This window comes from Bifidobacterium asteroides (assembly GCF_003202695.1).
GTDB lineage: Bacteria > Actinomycetota > Actinomycetes > Actinomycetales > Bifidobacteriaceae > Bombiscardovia > Bombiscardovia asteroides_G.
Genome location: NZ_QGLL01000006.1, coordinates 37,720 through 55,002, shown reverse-complemented (window position 1 = coordinate 55,002; position 17,283 = coordinate 37,720). Strand labels below are relative to the sequence as shown.

Annotated in this window: 13 protein-coding genes and 1 tRNA gene; 2 read left to right on the top strand and 12 right to left on the bottom strand. The window is 61.0% G+C overall.

Annotated features, from left to right (window positions below):
- Nucleotides 1-219: 219 nt before the first annotated feature.
- From DKK75_RS02210 to DKK75_RS02170, 9 genes are all read right to left on the bottom strand, one after another.
- The gene (locus DKK75_RS02210; RefSeq protein ID WP_110451846.1) at nt 220-1,416 is read right to left on the bottom strand and encodes an MFS transporter; all 1,197 of its coding nucleotides are present in this window, start codon (nt 1,414-1,416) and stop codon (nt 220-222) included.
- 87 nt (nt 1,417-1,503) lie between these two features.
- Nucleotides 1,504-2,934: an amidohydrolase gene (locus tag DKK75_RS02205; RefSeq protein WP_110451845.1), complete on the bottom strand. Its 1,431-nt coding sequence runs from the start codon at nt 2,932-2,934 to the stop codon at nt 1,504-1,506.
- A gap of 165 nt (nt 2,935-3,099) precedes the next feature.
- A complete protein-coding gene (locus DKK75_RS02200; RefSeq protein ID WP_110451844.1) occupies nt 3,100-3,894 on the bottom strand; it encodes an isoprenyl transferase in 795 nt (264 codons plus the stop codon).
- Between the two features lie 3 nt (nt 3,895-3,897).
- On the bottom strand, nt 3,898-4,620 hold the full coding sequence (gene recO, locus DKK75_RS02195; protein WP_110451843.1) for a DNA repair protein RecO: 723 nt from the start codon (nt 4,618-4,620) through the stop codon (nt 3,898-3,900).
- A 15-nt stretch (nt 4,621-4,635) separates the two neighbouring features.
- On the bottom strand, nt 4,636-6,288 hold the full coding sequence (locus DKK75_RS02190) for an alpha/beta hydrolase family protein (protein ID WP_110451842.1): 1,653 nt from the start codon (nt 6,286-6,288) through the stop codon (nt 4,636-4,638).
- 101 nt (nt 6,289-6,389) lie between these two features.
- A complete protein-coding gene (gene ispG, locus DKK75_RS02185) occupies nt 6,390-7,619 on the bottom strand; it encodes a flavodoxin-dependent (E)-4-hydroxy-3-methylbut-2-enyl-diphosphate synthase (RefSeq protein ID WP_181414421.1) in 1,230 nt (409 codons plus the stop codon).
- Nucleotides 7,616-8,872, bottom strand: a complete 1,257-nt coding sequence (dxr, locus tag DKK75_RS02180) for a 1-deoxy-D-xylulose-5-phosphate reductoisomerase (RefSeq protein ID WP_258333121.1) — start codon at nt 8,870-8,872, stop codon at nt 7,616-7,618. The genes ispG and dxr overlap by 4 nt, the downstream gene beginning before the upstream one ends.
- Before the next feature lie 39 nt (nt 8,873-8,911).
- Nucleotides 8,912-10,606, bottom strand: a complete 1,695-nt coding sequence (locus DKK75_RS02175; RefSeq protein WP_181414420.1) for a DivIVA domain-containing protein — start codon at nt 10,604-10,606, stop codon at nt 8,912-8,914.
- Between the two features lie 101 nt (nt 10,607-10,707).
- Nucleotides 10,708-10,781: transfer RNA gene (locus tag DKK75_RS02170), tRNA-Val, on the bottom strand.
- A 121-nt stretch (nt 10,782-10,902) separates the two neighbouring features.
- Between DKK75_RS02170 and DKK75_RS02165 the strand changes: the two genes are divergently transcribed.
- Nucleotides 10,903-12,447 (top strand): MDR family MFS transporter, encoded by a 1,545-nt coding sequence (locus tag DKK75_RS02165; protein ID WP_110451840.1) that lies wholly within the window; start codon nt 10,903-10,905, stop codon nt 12,445-12,447.
- 149 nt (nt 12,448-12,596) lie between these two features.
- Here DKK75_RS02165 and DKK75_RS02160 read toward each other — a convergent pair whose 3' ends face one another.
- Together DKK75_RS02160 and DKK75_RS02155 are read right to left on the bottom strand one after the other, a co-directional pair.
- Nucleotides 12,597-13,013 (bottom strand): DUF3052 domain-containing protein, encoded by a 417-nt coding sequence (locus DKK75_RS02160; RefSeq protein ID WP_110451839.1) that lies wholly within the window; start codon nt 13,011-13,013, stop codon nt 12,597-12,599.
- 51 nt (nt 13,014-13,064) lie between these two features.
- Nucleotides 13,065-13,931: a S16 family serine protease gene (locus tag DKK75_RS02155; RefSeq protein WP_110451838.1), complete on the bottom strand. Its 867-nt coding sequence runs from the start codon at nt 13,929-13,931 to the stop codon at nt 13,065-13,067.
- Between the two features lie 94 nt (nt 13,932-14,025).
- Here DKK75_RS02155 and DKK75_RS02150 point away from each other — a divergent pair, with 94 nt between their 5' ends.
- A complete protein-coding gene (locus DKK75_RS02150) occupies nt 14,026-15,654 on the top strand; it encodes a zinc-dependent metalloprotease (RefSeq protein ID WP_110451837.1) in 1,629 nt (542 codons plus the stop codon).
- A gap of 39 nt (nt 15,655-15,693) precedes the next feature.
- Here DKK75_RS02150 and DKK75_RS02145 read toward each other — a convergent pair whose 3' ends face one another.
- Nucleotides 15,694-17,184 carry an ATP-dependent helicase gene (locus tag DKK75_RS02145; protein ID WP_181414419.1) on the bottom strand — a complete coding sequence of 497 codons (1,491 nt, stop codon included), beginning with the start codon at nt 17,182-17,184 and terminating at the stop codon, nt 15,694-15,696.
- Between the last annotated feature and the right edge of the window lie 99 nt (nt 17,185-17,283).

Genomic DNA, 17,283 nt, shown 5'->3' with positions numbered 1-17,283 from the left:
TCGGCATAGAAAAGGCCTGCCTCCCTGAAATCGCTCAGGGGGCAGGCCTTTTGCCTTGCAAGCCTCGCCTTTGAGCATCCATGGTCAGAACCAAAAATCGGAAATCCTAGAAGAGGCAGCAGTCCTTTATCAATGACTCCTTGCCGTAGATCGGCAGTCATGACTCGGTCCCAGACACCTGATCCTCGGAACCAGAATCAGGCCGATCCAGCTTCGGCTTTACCTGCCTACCTTGACCAGCAGAGCCATCAGTCCGGAAGCGATGGCCGCCGCACCCATGAAGAGGAAGGCTCCAACGAAGGATCCGCCGGCGGCCTTGACCAGATAGCCGATGATCATAGGGGCCAGGAATCCGCCCAGGGTGCCGCCAGTATTGATGATGCCAATGGCGGAGCCGATGATGCGCGGATCCATGATCTTGTGGGGCCAGGTGAAGATGCCAGTGAAGGCCACCACGGAGACGCAGGACACCAGGATCAGCAGCAGGAGGGAAAGCCAGATGTTGCGCGAGAACACAAAGCATACGACCAGGATGGCACTGATCAGCCCGGCACCCAGGATGGCCGCCTTTTCCCTGCCCAGGAAGAGCTTCGAGAGCAGCTGACCGGCATAGATGGTCGCAACGGTCGTGAATACCGCATTGACCGCCAACAGGATGCCAGCTTGGCCGATCGTGAGATCGAAGGTGTTTTTTATAAAGGTGGGCATCCAGGAAATATTGCCGTACAGGAGGATGTTGAGCAGAAGCATGGCCACGAAGAGAACCAGCACATTCCGATTCTTCAGGACCTCGAGGAACCCTGCACCCTTGGCTCCGGGCTTCTGATCAACCTCGGGCTGGCGAGGCTGGGAGGGCACAAAGATCAGGATGCAGACAAAAGCCAGCAGATAGAGGGTGCCTAGCACGCCGTAAGCCAGGTGCCAGTTGATGGCAACCAGGTTGGCGCCCAGGACGAAGGCTAGAATGCCGCCGATGCCCGAGGTCGACAGGATCAAAGACTGTACGAAGGTGCGCCGTTCCTGGGGGAAGTTCTCCGCAATCGACTTGGAGCAGGAAGGAGGATAGCCGCCATGACCCATGCCGGCGAAGAACCGGACGATGATGAAGAAGATCAGACCATTAGCCAGGCCGAACAGGTAGCTGAACAGGCCGATGATGATCATGGATGCCATCAGCACCCGCTTGGCTCCAAGCCGGTCGGCCAGCCATCCGCTGGGTATCTGCATGAGCGAGTAACCCAGGAAGAAGGCCGACATGATGATGCCTGTCTGACCCGAGTCAAGATGGAACTGCTCGGAAATGGGAATGATGGCGGTCGAGATCATGTTCTTGTCCATGTACACGATCGAGTAACCCGCCATCAGGGAGAAGATCAGCGTTCCGCTTGCCGTTTTTGAGGATTGCTTGATTGCCATTGGTCTGTCATCCTTCAGTCGAAGCCGACAGCCGCCAGGCGAAGTGATCCAAAGGGTCACAGGGCCCGACGGCACCCGAACAGTAGGTCAGTGGGGCATCACATCGTCAGGAATGACGACCTTGTACTCCTGGCCGGCGAATGTCTTGTCAAAGTCCTCCTTGGCGGCCTTGACCAGGTCCGGGTCGGTCAGCGCATCATAAACGGTCAGAGCCAGGGTCTTGCCAGCAGCCAGCAGACCCTTGTGGGCCACCGAGGACTTGCCGTTGGCCGCCCACTGCCAGGAGTGTGGTGAGGTGCCCTGGGGCTCGAAGCCGCCGCTGAACTGGGCGGTGGGCGTCTGCCAGCTGACATCGCCGACGTCGGTGGACCCCGATGCCGTATCGGTGAAGACCAGGGGATACTTCTTCAGAGCCATGGTGGACTCGGCCATCTTCCTGACTTCCTCCTCCGAAAGATCAGAGAAGGCGGCCCTGGCACGACTGAGCACCCGCTGCTTGCCGGCCTCGGGGACCGTGTCGGTGTAGCGGCGCTCGTAGTCCAGCTCCTGCTGGTCCAGTGGCAGAGGGCCGACGACGTCCAGGTTCCTGTCTATGGCCTCGGTCAGCGGATGGTTGGGGATGAAATTGTAGCAGGCTGCGTCGAACTCCTCCTTGACCTGGGTCTCGGTCATCAGGGCCGCACCCTGGGCGATCTTCTCCACACGCTTGAACAGATCCTGAGCCTGATCCATCCTGGGAGCGCGCACGAAGTAGTAGAGCCGGGCATGGGACTGCACCACATTGGCCGACTCGCCGCCTGCATCGATAAAGGCGTAGTGCACGCGGGCCTCATCGATCATGTGTTCACGCAGGAACTGCACACCCACGTTCATCAACTCCGCGGCATCCAGGGCGCTCCGTCCCAGCTCAGGAGCCGCAGCCGCGTGCGCCGGCACGCCAGTGAAGTCGAAGTAGGCCTGCAGAACTGCCAGGCTGGAGGAGCCCCAGGCCTGGGTCACATCCGAGGGGTGCCATGACAGGGCCAGGTCCAGCCCGTCGAAGACCCTGTCCCTGGCCATGAAGGCCTTGCCATAACCCGACTCCTCAGCCGGGCAGCCGAAGACCTTGATGGTTCCCTTAAGGCCCTTTTCCTCCATGAAGGTCTTAATGCCCACGCCTGCCGCTACGGCAGCCATGCCAAGAATGTTGTGACCGCAGCCTTGTCCATTGCCACCTTCGACCAATGGCTTGTGCTCGCCCAGATCAGCCACCTGGCTGAGGCCTCCCAGGGCGTCGTATTCGCCGGTGATGCCGATCACTGGACGGCCCGAGCCCCAGGTCGCCACGTAGGCATACTCCATATGGCCTACGCCCCTCTCGACGTCAAAGCCCTCCTGCTCCAGCACCTTGTAGTGCTGCTGAACCGATTCCTTCACGGCAAATCTGGTCTCGGGAGTACCCCAAATATGGTCGGCAGCATCGATGAACTCCTGTGACTTGTCCTCGATGATCTGCATGATGCGTTGCTTATCGTCCACGCCTGTCACTCCTTCGCTTCGTTTGCTGCCCTGATTTCCACAGCAGACATGGCTTGCTCCGCTGCGATATGACACAGACTACCGTTCAAGAGCATTACAAGAGAGTTCGAACGTGTAAATTTGGACGACTATGGCTAACTTCACAAATTGAGATGTCTCGTTTTCTCAGGCATTCTCCACACCGCCGAAGCGTCTGTCCCGGTGGACGTAATCGTCGATGGCCCGCCAGAGCACCTCGCGCCCGCAGTCAGGGAAGAGCTCAGGCACGAAGGCCAGCTCCGCATAGGCCGCCTCCCAGGGCAGGAAGTTGGAAGTACGCTGCTCCCCCGAAGTGCGCAGGACCAGGTCACAATCCGGTACGTCAGGGTTATAAAGGTGCTGCGCAATCATCTTCTCAGTCACCTTGGAACCCTTGATCTGCCCTGCCGCCACCTCCTGGGCGATGTCAGTGGCTGCATCGGCCAGCTCAGCTCTGCCTCCGTAATTGATGCAGAAGATCACATCGATCCTGGTGTTGTCCCGGGTCCGATCCATGGCCGCCTCCAGCTCGTCGATGACCGACTTCCAGAGCCGAGGTCGACGGCCCGACCAGCGCACGCGCACCCCCCAGTCGTCCATCTGGGCCACCCGACGGTGGATGATGTCCCGGGAGAAACCCATCAAAAAGTGCACTTCGGCCGGCGAGCGCTTCCAATTCTCCGTCGAGAAGGTGTACAGGCTCAGGTAGCGAACCCCTGCCTCGATGGCTCCGGCTATGGTATCGAAGACCACCGGCTCGGCGGCCCGGTGGCCCTCGGTACGCTCCATGCCCCTCTGCTTGGCCCAACGGCCATTGCCATCCATGATCACGCCCAGATGCCGCGGGACCGCTCCCTTGGGGAAGTGCGGGATCCGTCCGGGGTCGGAGAAGGGGGCTGCTGGCACATCCAGGGAGGTATAGTCGACCGGGTCAAAGCTCATGCTTCAAGAATCTAATAGCCGCAGAGACCTGATTGGTCTCTCCAGATAATATTCGCCCCATTTCTCAACAAGACCATCGCACAGGGGGGTTGAGACCTTGCCGTCCAGCACTGACCAATCCCCGCTGCTCAGAGCCTGGAAGCGGGCCAGAGTGGCAGGATCCACCGCCACAGCATCGGTGGTCCTGTCCCGGCTGCAGACCACCCCGCCGCCAGGCACCGAAAAGTGGGTCAGCTGATCGGTCCGGCCGCAGACGATGCAGGAATCCAGCCGGGGACGCCAGCCGGCCATCGCCAGGGATCGCAGCAGGTAAGATGCGCCGATGTCACGGGGGCCATGCCGGTGACCAGCCAGACTGGCCAGTGCGGAAACCAGCAGACGGTATTGATCCGGGGCAGGTTCGTGCTCGCCCACCACCAGCTTGTCGGCGGTCTCAAGCATGACGCCCCCGTTGGCGTAGAGGTCATAGTCGACGCATATGGCATCGGCGTAGGGGACCAGACATACCGCCTGGGAGACGATATCCAGGTTCCGACCGCTAGAGATGAGCAGATCGTCACGCATGAATGGCTCCAGTCGTGCGCCGAAGCGGGACTTGGTCCGCCGCACTCCCTTGGCCACGGCTCTGACCTTGCCGTGCCCCTTGGTCAGGATTGTCACGATCCGGTCGGCTTCGCCCAGCTTAACCGTTCTGAGGACAAGGCCCTCGTCACGATAGATAGCCACGGCGGTCCCGTCCTTTCATTGATAGATGAACAGACCCCAGAAGGCGAAGATCAGCAGGACTCCGAACATGGCCAAGGTGGTGACGATGAAGAGGGCAACGCCAAAACGGGTGGAGGCCAGAACAGGCCTGGGATCCATGTCACGCATCTGCTGACGCAGGCTGGGGCCGCCGGCCTTGCTCGCGCGGACCTGATCGGGCAATCGGTCCAGTCCCTTGAGGGAGGCTACTTCGACCATACGGGCGAAGGTGCGCGACCAGGCCCAGATGACCAGGGCACAGACCACCTGGATGACCGGCCAGCTCCAGTAGCTGACCCCAGCCTGGTCGGGCACGCCACCCCAACCCAGGCGTACCACGGCCATGATGACCTGACCCAGACCAGCTCCGAAAAGGACCAGGGTGGCCAGGGTGGTGCCGGTGATGGTGACCAAGGTGCCGCCGAAGCCATGGCTGAAGCCCAGAACCGGGTCCTTGCGCCTGCGCAGACGGAACAATTTCATCAGACCTGCCACCACTGCCATGACCAGGGCCGCCAGCAAAAGAACCAGGGTCAGCAGGTGCAGGACCAGCATATAGATGGTCAGCGAGCGCCGCCCCCGCAGGTCAGTAGGCACGGCGATGGACTGGTGGATGGTGGCCCCTCCCACACTGGGGCTGGTCTGATGCAGGCCATGAACCTGACCCACCGCCCAGTCGATCATGTCCTGCTGGTAGCGGTCAGCAAGGGGTGTGCCGGTCCGGGCCTCATCCCCCAGCCGCAGCACATGGTTGGAGACCGGGTAGGAACGCACAGTGACGTTCTCGTTGCCTGAGGCGTGCGCCTTCGACAGCACGCGTTGCACCCCCTCCACCTGTGCGGTCATCACGTCCTTGGCCCCGTAGGCCAGCAGGGTGGGGATGGCGTAGGTGTAGCGGTCGGTGGGCTCGATGTCCAGATTGTTCAGGCCCAAGAGGGTGGCATCTGTGCTGAAAAGCCGACGGACCACCGACTGGTAGCCCTGGTTGGCCCCGGCAATGGCGAAGTCCTGGGCCACGAAGAAGCCCATGGCATGCCGCGGGGAATAGACCATAGGGCTCAGCAGAATCTGGAAGGCGATCCGATGGTCCATGGTCAGCAGCATGGCTGCGATCCAAGTGCTCTCGCTGGTGGCATAGATGCCCACCTTGGAGGCATCCACATCATCTTGGTCGCGCAGCAGATTGGCAACCCGCTCATAGGCCCTGGCCGAGGCGGGATAGTCCCTGTCGGCATCCGTAGTGGACCATACCGGCTTGTCCAGCACAGCAGTGACGAAACCTGCAGAGGCCATGGACCGGGCCACGTCCCCGAAGGAGTTGTCGCAGGTCCCGTAACCGGCGCCGTGCATGAAGACTACAGCCGGCCGATGGCCCGAAGCGCCCTTAGGAGCGCGAATTAGAATTCTGATGCGCTGGTGCTCGCCCGTGGCGGGCCTTTCCACGCTCAGTTCCTGGTGTCGGGATTCGACTTGGTATTGCCCCATGGCCTCCCTGGCAACCCCGGCAGGCCAGTCGAAGGTGACTGCAGTGTCGGGAGTCAGAGTGGGAAAATTCTGGTCCACCGGCTCGTACTTCCAAGGGACGGCGGTCAGGTGGGAGACAGAGACCAGCAGACCCATGAGGATGACGAAGACAGGCAGACTGGTCATCAGCCGTCTTACCCTGCTCCACCCGCTTGCGGGGAGGGAACGCTCAACCTCTTGGGACACGTCGGCCATTGTAACCGGTGGCGGGGATGGCGCTTACGCCCTCAGCTGGCACGGCCGGTAACCGGGACCACCATGGGCCCTACCTCCGGCAAGGTTTCACCCTCGACAGCCGCCTTGGCATCCATCTGGGCGGCGATTTCCTTAGCCCGTTCCAGCAGAGTGGGGACGATCTGGTCCTCAGGCACCGTCTGCACCACCTTGCCTTTGATGATGATCTGGCCCTTGCCGTTGCCCGAAGCCACCCCCAGGTCGGCCTCCCTGGCCTCGCCTGGTCCGTTGACGATGCACCCCATGACGGCCACCCGGATGGGAGCGGTGATGTCCTTGAGCCCCTCGGTGACTTCCTTGGCCAGCTCGATCACATCCACCTGGGCCCTGCCGCAGGAGGGGCAGGAGATGATGTCGAAGTGGCGCTGGCGCAGCCCTAGATACTCCAGAATCTTGCAGCCCACCTTGACCTCTTCCACAGGCGGTGCGGACAGGGAAACACGAATAGTATCGCCAATGCCCTCAGCCAGAAGCGCGCCGAAGGCCAGACAGGACTTGATGGTCCCCTGCCAGGAAGGCCCGGCCTCGGTCACGCCCAGGTGCAGGGGCCAGTCGCCCTTGGATGCCAGAAGCCGGTAAGTCTGGACCGTGGTGACGGGATCGTGGTGCTTGACGGAGATCTTGAAATCGTGAAAACCCACGTCCTCGAACATGTGGGCCTCTTGCAAGGCCGAGGCGACCAGGGCCTCGGGGGTTGGGCCGCCGTAGCGGGCGTAGATGTCCTTGTCCAGGCTGCCGGCGTTGACCCCGATGCGCAGGGAAATGCCTGCATCGGTGGCGGCCTTGCAGATCTCGGGACCAACCTGGTCAAACTTGCGGATGTTGCCCGGGTTGACCCTGACAGCTGCGCAGCCCGCATCGATGGCCTGGAAGACGTACTTGCTCTGGAAATGGATGTCGGCAATGACCGGGATGGGCGACTTCTTCGCAATGATGGGAAGCGCGTCGGCATCGTCCTGGCTGGGTACAGCCACACGTACGATGTCGCAGCCGGCGGCAGCCAGCTCGGCGATCTGCTGCAAGGTAGCGTTGATGTCAGCGGTGACCGTGTTGGTCATGGACTGCACCGAAATCGGTGCGCCCCCGCCGACCGGCACAGGCCCCACCATGATCCGACGCGAGCGGCGGCGAGGATGCAGAGGAGTCTGGCTGATGGCCTGGTCGCCTGTCTTACGGAACCCTTGGGAGGATGCTGACTGTTCGGTCTTGGGAATGCTACTCACGCAGTCATGTCTATCAAAGCATCAGCCCTTTGACGCGCCTCATGCTCGACTTGCTCCATTACCTCCACGGATGTGAATGTTCCCGGAAGATGCGTTTCCATGGCATCCATGACTGAACGGATGGTTTCGACAATATCCAGGTAGGGCAGCCGGTGATCCAGGAAGGCCCGAACCGCCTGCTCGTTGGCGGCATTGAAGACCGCAGTCATGGGCTCGCAGCTTCCCAGAGCCCGTCTTGCCAGATTGACCGCCGGGAAAGCCTGGTCATCCAAGGGCTCGAAGGTCCAGGTACTGGCCTTGGACCAGTCGCAGGCGGCAGCCACATTGTCAAGACGAGCGGGAGCTGAAAGGCCCAGGGCAATGGGAAGACGCATATCAGGAGGCGAAGCCTGGCTAATGGTGGCGCCATCCTGGAACTGGACCATTGAGTGGACCACGGACTGAGGGTGGACGACCACAGTGATCCGCTCGGGCTCGATGCGGAAAAGCCGACTGGCCTCGATGACCTCCAGACCCTTGTTGACCATAGTGGAGGAGTTGATAGTGACCACCGGGCCCATGGACCAGGTCGGATGATTCAGGGCCTGCTCAGGGGTAACCTTGCGCATAGCCTGGCGGCTCCAACCCCGGAAAGGACCCCCCGAGGCGGTGACCACCAAACGGGCCACCTCTCCATGCTGCCCAGAACGCAGAGACTGCCAAATGGCCGAATGCTCGGAGTCGACCGGGTTAATCTGGCCGGGCCTCAGCTGGGCGTCAAAGAGCAGATGGCCACCAGCCACCACAGACTCCTTGTTGGCCAAGGCCAGCTGCGATCCGGCCTGCAGAGCCGAAATGGATGGACGCAGACCGACTGATCCTGTGATGCCGTTGAGGACCAGATCGCTGCCCGAACCAGCCAGAGCCTGTACCGCCTCCATGCCTGCCTCTACCTGGATGCCATTCAATCCCAGGGCCTTGAGAGCCTGCAGCAGGGCCGGAACCTGGGCATTCTCGGCAAGAGCCAGACGGGTCACGCCAAAATCACGCGCTTGGCGGGCCAGCAGTTCGACATGAGCGCCGCCAGCGGCCAAACCGGTCACCTGGAACCGATCCCTATGACGACTGATCAAATCCAGGGCCTGAGTGCCGATGGATCCTGTGGATCCCAGGATAACTAGACTGCGAGGCTCATTGACTTCGTTCCTGGGCGACCAATCCTCCAAGGTGCGTTCACGCCCTAGCGACGAACAAGCCTGCCTGCCCTCACTCATCACTGCCATGCTTTCCGGATTCCGCAACCACTCGATGACTCAGTGACCGCTATCGTCTTTGCCTCCCTCGTCATCAAAACCGGGGAAGGAAATATCTGGGATGTCCAGTTCTATCTTGGGAAGATCCTGGTTGACCAGGGATGCCAGATAGGAATCCGGATCCTGATCCTGGCTCTGACCGCCCTGCGCGTTTGGTGAATACCGCGGCTTGGCCCAGTCGGGTGTGTCCGAGACTGACTGGCGCGAATCCTTATCGCTTCCGGTCGTTTGAGCCGAGGGACGCTCCTGTGGGACAGGCTCTTCCGGTGCAGGATCATCATAGCTGCCCAAGGGTCCGCCTGCTCCTAGAGGGCCGTCAACGAAGGGTGAAGAGATAATCGAGGTGCTTCCTGGCGCCGGCGACCAGTCATCATCAGCACCATTCGAAGCGGGTCTCGACGATTCAGTGCTAGCAGAGGGAGAGAACGCCCCTCCTGCCGAAGCAGCGGTCGGAGTGGATGAGACGGAAACCGAAGGCGTCTGCGTCGTAGGCGAAGAAGAAGGTGGGTAGCTGATAGGCACGGACTGCGCAGCTGACGCGGATGTCGCTGATCCTGCCGCTGCAGGCGGGACGGAGGCAGGCATAGCGGCGGAATTGACAGGGGCGGCGGCAGATCCGCCGTTCGCCGTCCCGGCTGAATAGGTCTGTCTGGCTGAAGAGGATGCAGCAGGCGCTGTACCAGCAACTGCTGCACCAACACCCGTGGATGCCCCAGCTCGGTCTTGTGCCAGCCGCTTGTTGACCGCCGAGGCCAGAGCGCTCAGAGAGCTGCTGGGCTTGACCGAAGGCATCGTCTGGGTGTTGGCTGTCGGAGCCTCAAAGATGGCCCTTTCAGCCTGATGAAGCTGAGCAAAATCATCCGGATTGTTCGGGGTGCCCTCTACAGCTGCCCCCACCGGTCCGGAAGCGGAGGCATCAGCTGTGCTCCATGCAGGAGTCTGGCTCTGCCCGATTAGAGGCTGAATGGCCGAGGCTGAAGAATTCTGCGCTGAAAACTGCGATCGTGCAGAAGCAGCAGGCGTCGACGAACTGCGGCCAGGGTTTTTGGACTTCTCGCTGACCCTGGCAAAGGATTCCAGCTGTTCCAGGAGCTCGACCGCCTTGGCCAAGAAGAAATCCACCTGACGTTCGTCATAGCCCTTGGAGCCCCGACGCTGCGTAAAGATGACATTGGAGACGCGATCGGCCGTAATATCGGTATTCTTTGGCTTGTCCGAGCCTGTTTTCCGCCCCTCCTGCAGGTTGAGCAGATCCGATGTCTTGTTGAGAATCTGCTCAATCAGCCGCTCCACCTGCTTGCAATCGTAGGAAGGCATGCCAGGATCCCCGCGTTTAAAGACGCTGCCCGAAGCTCTGCCCGCATGAGTGGTCAGCTCGGATTGCAGACTGACCATTCTGTTCTTCCATCCATCCACGCCCACCCGGGCAAGCTCCATACTGGTCTGTCTGTCGGAAATCACCCTCTCCAATCGGGAGAGAGCAGCATCCACCTGGGTGACGATATAGCCGTTCTTGCACAGATCAAAGGATGCGTTGGCGATCTCCTCTTGTGTCAGGTCAGGATCCCGGCTCTCATAAAGCGAGTGAGCCCGCTCCAGGAAGGCATCCACCTGCTTGGTGTCATATCCCCACTTGTGCTTGCCCGAGCGCGCTATGGTCGCCTGGGTTCCGCGGGCATCAGGCTTAGCTGACATCAGGCATCGACCTCCTGACCTTTCTTGCCAACGATCGTAGTGCATCGATTCTACGTGAGCGCTAAGACGCAACTCCGAGCACGCCCTTCTCAAAACCCCTGTGGTCCCGCCCGGACTCGAACCGGGGACATCCACCGTGTAAAGGTGGCGCTCTAACCAACTGAGCCACGGGACCAGCACACCACCTTAGCAGATTACACGGTGACAAGACCACACGGTGCGGCTATAATCCACTAGGAATTCGCGGCCATTGTCCGCAAACGAAGAGAAACACACCATACGACAGGGGGTTCGGATTGTCACAGACAGTCGATACAGGCAGTGGCAGGAAGACCAACCGCACCCTGGTGACGGTAGCGGTCTTCATCGCCACATTCATGACGGCCATCGAGGGGACCATCGTCTCCACCGCCATGCCCACCATCATCGGGGACCTGCATGGGCTGTCCATCATGAACTGGGTCTACTCCATCTATCTGCTCATGACGGCGGTCACCACGCCCATCTACGGCAAGCTTTCAGACCGCTTCGGCCGCAAGCCGCTGCTGACCATCGGTCTGCTGGTCTTCGTAATCGGGTCCACCCTATGCGCCCTGTCCCAGTCCATGCCCCAGCTGATCGGCGCCCGTTTTCTGCAGGGTCTGGGGGCAGGTGCCATCCAGCCGCTGACCTACACGGTCCTGGCAGACATCTATCCCCTGGACAAGCGGGCGGGAATGATCGGCCTGAACGGCTCGGCCTGGGGCATCGCCTCCATCATCGCTCCCCTGCTGGGCGGCTTCATCGTCCAGCAGATAAGCTGGCACTGGGTCTTCGCCATCAACGTGCCCATCGGACTACTGGTCATCGTCATGATCCAGCTCTTCCTGAGCGAGCATATCCAGAAGCGCGAAAGCCGTATCGACTACATGGGCATCGGACTGCTCAGCGTCAGCCTGATCTGCCTGATGCTCTGCCTGCAGAGCCTGGGTTCGGCGGGCAATGTGCGAATCACTCTGATCCTAGCCGTCGCCACCATGGTCACCTTTGCCCTGCTTCTCCATGTGGAGGGCCGCCAGGAGGATCCCATCCTGCCCCTGCGGCTCTTCCGCATCAGGACCTTCGTCATACAGAACATCTGCATGCTCCTGGTGGCGGGATTCCTCATGGGCTTCGACACCTACATGCCCATCTGGATGCAGTCTGTTTTGGGAATGAACCCCTCCCTGGGCGGCTTTGTGGTCACACCCTCCTCCATCCTTTGGCTCCTGGGCGCATATCTGGCTGGACCGCTGACCATGCACCACCCGCCGCATCGGGCCACCAACATAGGCCTGGCCTTCATCCTGACAGCCTGCGTCTGCTATATAGCCGTCCCCCAGGCCACCGCCTACTGGGCCTTCCTGCTCATCTCTGCCGTGGTCGGCTTCGGTTTCGGTCTGACCATCACCACCTCGACCATCACCGCTCAGAGCGTGGTGCCCTCAGGCGACGTGGGTGCCTCGACCAGCTTCAACACCCTGGCTCGATCCCTGGGACAGACCCTGATGGTCTCCATCTTCGGCATCGTCATGAACACGGTTATTGCTCGCGAGGTGCCTCAGCATAAGGGACTGACCGAGGATATGATGAACAGCATGATCAACCCAGCCACGGCGGGGAGCATCCCCTCCCGACTGCTGGGCCCGGCGCGCACCATCGTCTTCGATGGTCTGCATTGGATATTCCTGGTGGGCCTGGTCATTCTGATCATGGCCCTGGTGGCCAACCTATGCGACATCCGCTCGCATACCCTGCTGGCCGAATATCAGAACAAGGCCACGACGGCAGCTCCTGCGATTGCTGAGAAGGACAAGCAGTAGGGGCAGCTGGGTCAGCGGGATTCCTCTGGGAATTCCTCATGAATGATAACGAGGTGGTGGGCATCGGTTGATCCCGATGCCCACCACCTCGTTTATCGGCGCTTACGCGATATACCTACCCGCAAGAAACGCCTGGACGGCCAAAAGTCTTACTTGCCCTTACCGAAAGCCCGCAACTGGGTGGCGTTCCAATCCTTGCTGACGGTAGTGGGCATCAGCGCATTCATGCCTGCAGTCTTGGCCGCATTGGAGACGATTCCTGGCGCCGAAGCTCCTGGTCTGCCGGGCTTGGGAGTCAGCACCCAGAAAGGCGCACCTTTGTTGATCATGGCCGAGGCATCCATGATGGTGTCCGCCAGATCGTCCTCGGCATCGCCGTCTCGCCACCAGATGATGACTCCATCCACGGCTGCGTCATAGTCCTCGTCCACCAGCTCTTCGCCGGTCAGGTCCTCGATCCTGGTCCGGATCCCGTCATCGACATCATCGTCCCACATCCATTCCTGAACGATATCTCCGGGATGAAAACCGAACTCTTCCGCTGTATAGGTTGTAGTCTCAGCCACGGCTTCAGCATAACAAGACTGCCGGAATTCACCAATTGGGCCGGCCTTGTCTTATCTGCCTTTAGCGGCCGTGCAGCGGGGCAGCCCCTCCCCCTGACCATGGCCAATAGCCACTAGGGCCTTATAGGCCTCATCCAAAGTGGCCACCTGCACATCGCGCAGCCCCTGGGGCACATGGCCAACCACCTGCGAGCAGTTGTCCTTCGGAGCCAGGAACCAGGTGGCGCCGTCCCGTCTGGCTCCAAGCATCTTCAGCCGGATGCCGCCTATGGCCCCGACCCGTCCCTTTTGATCCATGGTGCCGGTTCCGGCGATGGTCAGACCGCCTGTCTCCTGCTCCGGCGTGATCATGTCAATGGCCCCCAAGGTGTACATGAGCCCAGCCGAGGGTCCGCCGATATCAGCTACCTTCATGCTGAACTGCAGACCTGACACGTCATATCCATGGGTCTTGAGGAAGGCCAAAGCCTGGGCCGAGGCAGCCTTCTGCGAGCCGTGCATGTCGCCCTGCTCCTGACGCTTGTACTCCTCTACGCTCTGTCCGGGAGGCACCACAGCCTCTTGGGGAAGAACTGCGGCATGGGGGTCCACCCAGCCAACCAGGGCATCCAGGTTGGAGGCCGGGTAGCCGGGGATTCCGCGGGCATTGACCGTGGTCATCAGCAGACGGCCCTTGTCACGGTGGACCTGGCCGCCCTTCACCTTGATGACTGGCGAGCCTTTTGAATTTCCCAGCACATCCTGGGTGGGTCCTGGCGTCTCGATGGTATAAGGCGAGGGAAGAAAAAGCACCAAGAGGGCCAGAATGACCAGAAGACCGCCGACCAGCATTTTGCGCGTGGGTCCGCCAAGCGCCCCGACTTGCCTTTCGGATGCGCCTGTGGCGCAGTGATCCGATTTTCCGTGCGGAAGTGTCATAGCTCCAATATTATGGTTGATGAAGACGATAATCCTGGCAGATGTCAACCTTGACGGCGGGCAACCTGCCTTGGCGAGGACTGGAAACAAAGCTATGGACGAGAATGCAATCCACCAATGGCTCATCGAGTGCTTCGGCCCGGTGCAGGGCGAGCTGGCCTGGAGTCAGTTCTCACAGCTGCCTGAGTCCATCCGATCCCAGATGGCGGCCCAGGGAGCCGATCAGCTGCCCAAACCCGCCGAGGTTCAGGCTCTGATCCAGGCTTTCACGGCTGGGGGGCTGAATACGCCGACCGATATGGAGGCCCAGGCTGATCAGGGGCCCATCAACGTTGCGTTGGCCAAGAACATCGCACTGGGGCGCACTAGGGCCGACCAGTCCGATACCACCGTCACCGCCGAGGATAGCGACCGGGTGGCCCGAGTCATGAGCGAGGCTAACCTCTGGTTGGACACCGTCTGCGCCTTTGACCCCGCCCCAGGCCACGCCGAAGCACTGACCCGTGCCGGATGGATCGAGGGCAGCATAGACGCTTGGGTCCAGTTCGCATCACCTGTGGCCCAGGCGGTCAGCGAGGCGCTGACCTCCGTCATAAGCCAGCGCTTCCAAGGCTTCGACCAGGGCGAGATCTCGGGAATGTTCGCCGGGCCTGTGCCCATCCCACTGCCCGACAATCTGAAAGACCCGACCACACTGATGAGGCTGCTGGGAAATACCTCCTTCGCTATGCAGCTGGGACAGGCCGCCGGCGAGCTGGCCAAGGAGGTCCACGGGGGATTCGACCAGGGCATTCTACTGCTGAAGAACCCCGCCGGCGCCCTCATACCGCAGAACATCAAGTCATACGCAAAATCCCTGGAGTTGAATCTGGATGAGGTAACCAGCTACATGGCTCTCAAGGAGGCCGCACACGCCCGGCTCTACGCGGCTGTCCCCTGGCTGATGCCGCGCTTCGAGGCCCTGATCGGAAAGTATGCACGGGGGGTCTCCATCGACCTGGACGCCGTGGAGGACCAACTGCGCGATGCCGAACAGATCAACCCCGAATCCATCGCCGGCGCCATCAACCTCAGCAACGTCGGCATTGAGGACACCCCTGAACAGAAGGAGGCCCTGCACAGCCTAGGCGATCTGCTGGCCCTGGTGGACGGCTGGGTGGATTGCGTGGTCTGGAACGCCGGCATGGCCCACCTGCCCCATCTTGAGCAGCTGCGGGAGATGACCCGACGCGAGCGTGCTGTGGGAGGACCGGCTGAACAGACCTTCGAATCCCTGCTGGGTCTGCATCTTCATCCCAAGCGGCTGCGGGAGGCTGCCGATCTCTGGGAGCGCATAACCGCCGACGAGGGAATCCAAGGCCGGGACGGCCACTGGTCCCACCCTGATCTTCTGCCTTCCCTGCCCGCCAAGGACGAAGCCGATCAGAGAGGAACATCAACCGCTGCAGAGGGGCAGTCCAAGCAAAAGACCGCCGCCTCGGTGGACTGGGATGCCGAGCTGGACAAACTGCTGAACGCCCAGGAGAAGGATTCCTCTGCCGATGCGACCGCCCCTGCAGACTCCGACGATTCCGATTCTGACGCTTCAACCGACCAGAAGCATTCAGACCATGAAGCTCCTGGCAATCCGAAGAGCGCCGGCTCGGATTCCAAAGACCCTGGCAGCGCCCACCCGGACACGGACGACTCAGACAGGGGCGATTCGGACAGCGACCAAGCCTGAACCGATTCCCCTACGCTACGATGGACGGGACGTTAGTGCTCAGCGATGAATGAACCGACTGGGGGCGCGTCGGACGAAGGCACTGCCATCCTTGTGTTCCGCGTAGGAAAGATGCAGAGTGTCCTCGGCCCGGGTCACTGCCACGTACATGAGACGGCGCTCCTCCTCAAGGGCGTCCCCCTCGGGCGGTGAACCAAAGGGAATCAGCCCTTCGGCACAGCCCACAATGAAGACGTGAGCGAACTCCAACCCCTTGGCGGCGTGAATGGTGGAGACCGTGACCCTCCCCTGGCCCATGCCGCCCTCCAGCTGCTTTAGCACCTCCTGTTTGCTCAGATCGACCGACTGGTTCTGCCAGCCTGACTCGGTGCGAACCCGGTATCCGATTCCATGTTCGTGCAGGGCACGGCAGATCAGAGTCTGCTGGGCGTTGATCCGTGTCAGGATTGCAAACTGGCCGGGCTGAGCCCCCTTTCTGATCATGGAGGCAAGACGAGAAGCCACGGCTCCAGCCTCATCACGATCGTCCTCGTAACGGGTCATCGCGACCCTGCTGCCCTCCTCACGGGCCGAGGTCAGCTTCAGATAGTCGCCACGCACTGGCGAGTGCGCCAGAATGCCGTTGGCATAATGGACCACTTTCCTAGTGGACCTGTAGTCGGTGGACAGGTCCAGATCGGCCTTGATGCTTGGAAATTCCCCGGGAAAGTTCAGCAGGTAGTAGGATGTGGCCCCAGCGAAGGAGTAGATGGTCTGAGCCGGGTCCCCTACCACGCATAGGTTCTGCCCCCCGTTGAGCCAGAGCTTGAGCAGCCGGTGTTGCAGGGGTGAGACATCCTGGTACTCGTCCACGGTCAGCCAGCCGATCCGGTCTCGAATATCTGCAGCAGCCCGCCCGTCCTCTTCCAATATGTGGCAGACCAGCAGGAGAATATCGTTGAAGTCCATCTGATTGTGGGCGGCTTTGGAGCTCTCGAAAACCGTGTACAGGTCGGCCATCCGATCAGCCTCCAGACCGGCAGGAGGCAGACGGTGAGCGGCCGCACAGACGCGAACATAGTCCTGCGGAGCGATCAGCCCCACCTTGGCCCAGTTGATCTCGGCAGTCAGATCCCTGATCTGGCCTGGATCGGGCTCCTGTCCGCAGACCCGCTGATAGGCTGATGACACCAGGGGAGCCACATCCTCAATCAGATCGGGAGGATAGGTCTCGCTGACCTGAGGCCATACCCGCCTGAGCTGGTGCAAGGCCGCCGAGTGAAAGGTCACCGCCTTCAACGAGGCCGACACGCCAAGCTTGTTCAGACGATCGCGCATCTCAGCTGCCGCACGGACCGAAAAGGTCACCGCCAAGGTTCTGGATGGCTCCCAGCTGCCACTGGCACAGGCATAAGCCATACGCCGGGTGATGGTTCTGGTCTTGCCAGCCCCGGCGCCTGCGACGATCCGCACAGGGCCGTCAAGCACGGTGGCCGCCTGTCGCTGGGCAGGATCCAGACCCTCCAGCAATCGTTCCTCATCCTCATGCACACCCCCATTGTGCCAAAGACCGGTACCGGAACCGGCGGCGGCGTGCCTATGTGGTCAAGTGGACAACCGAATCCACAACAGTCCTTGTATTATCCTTGA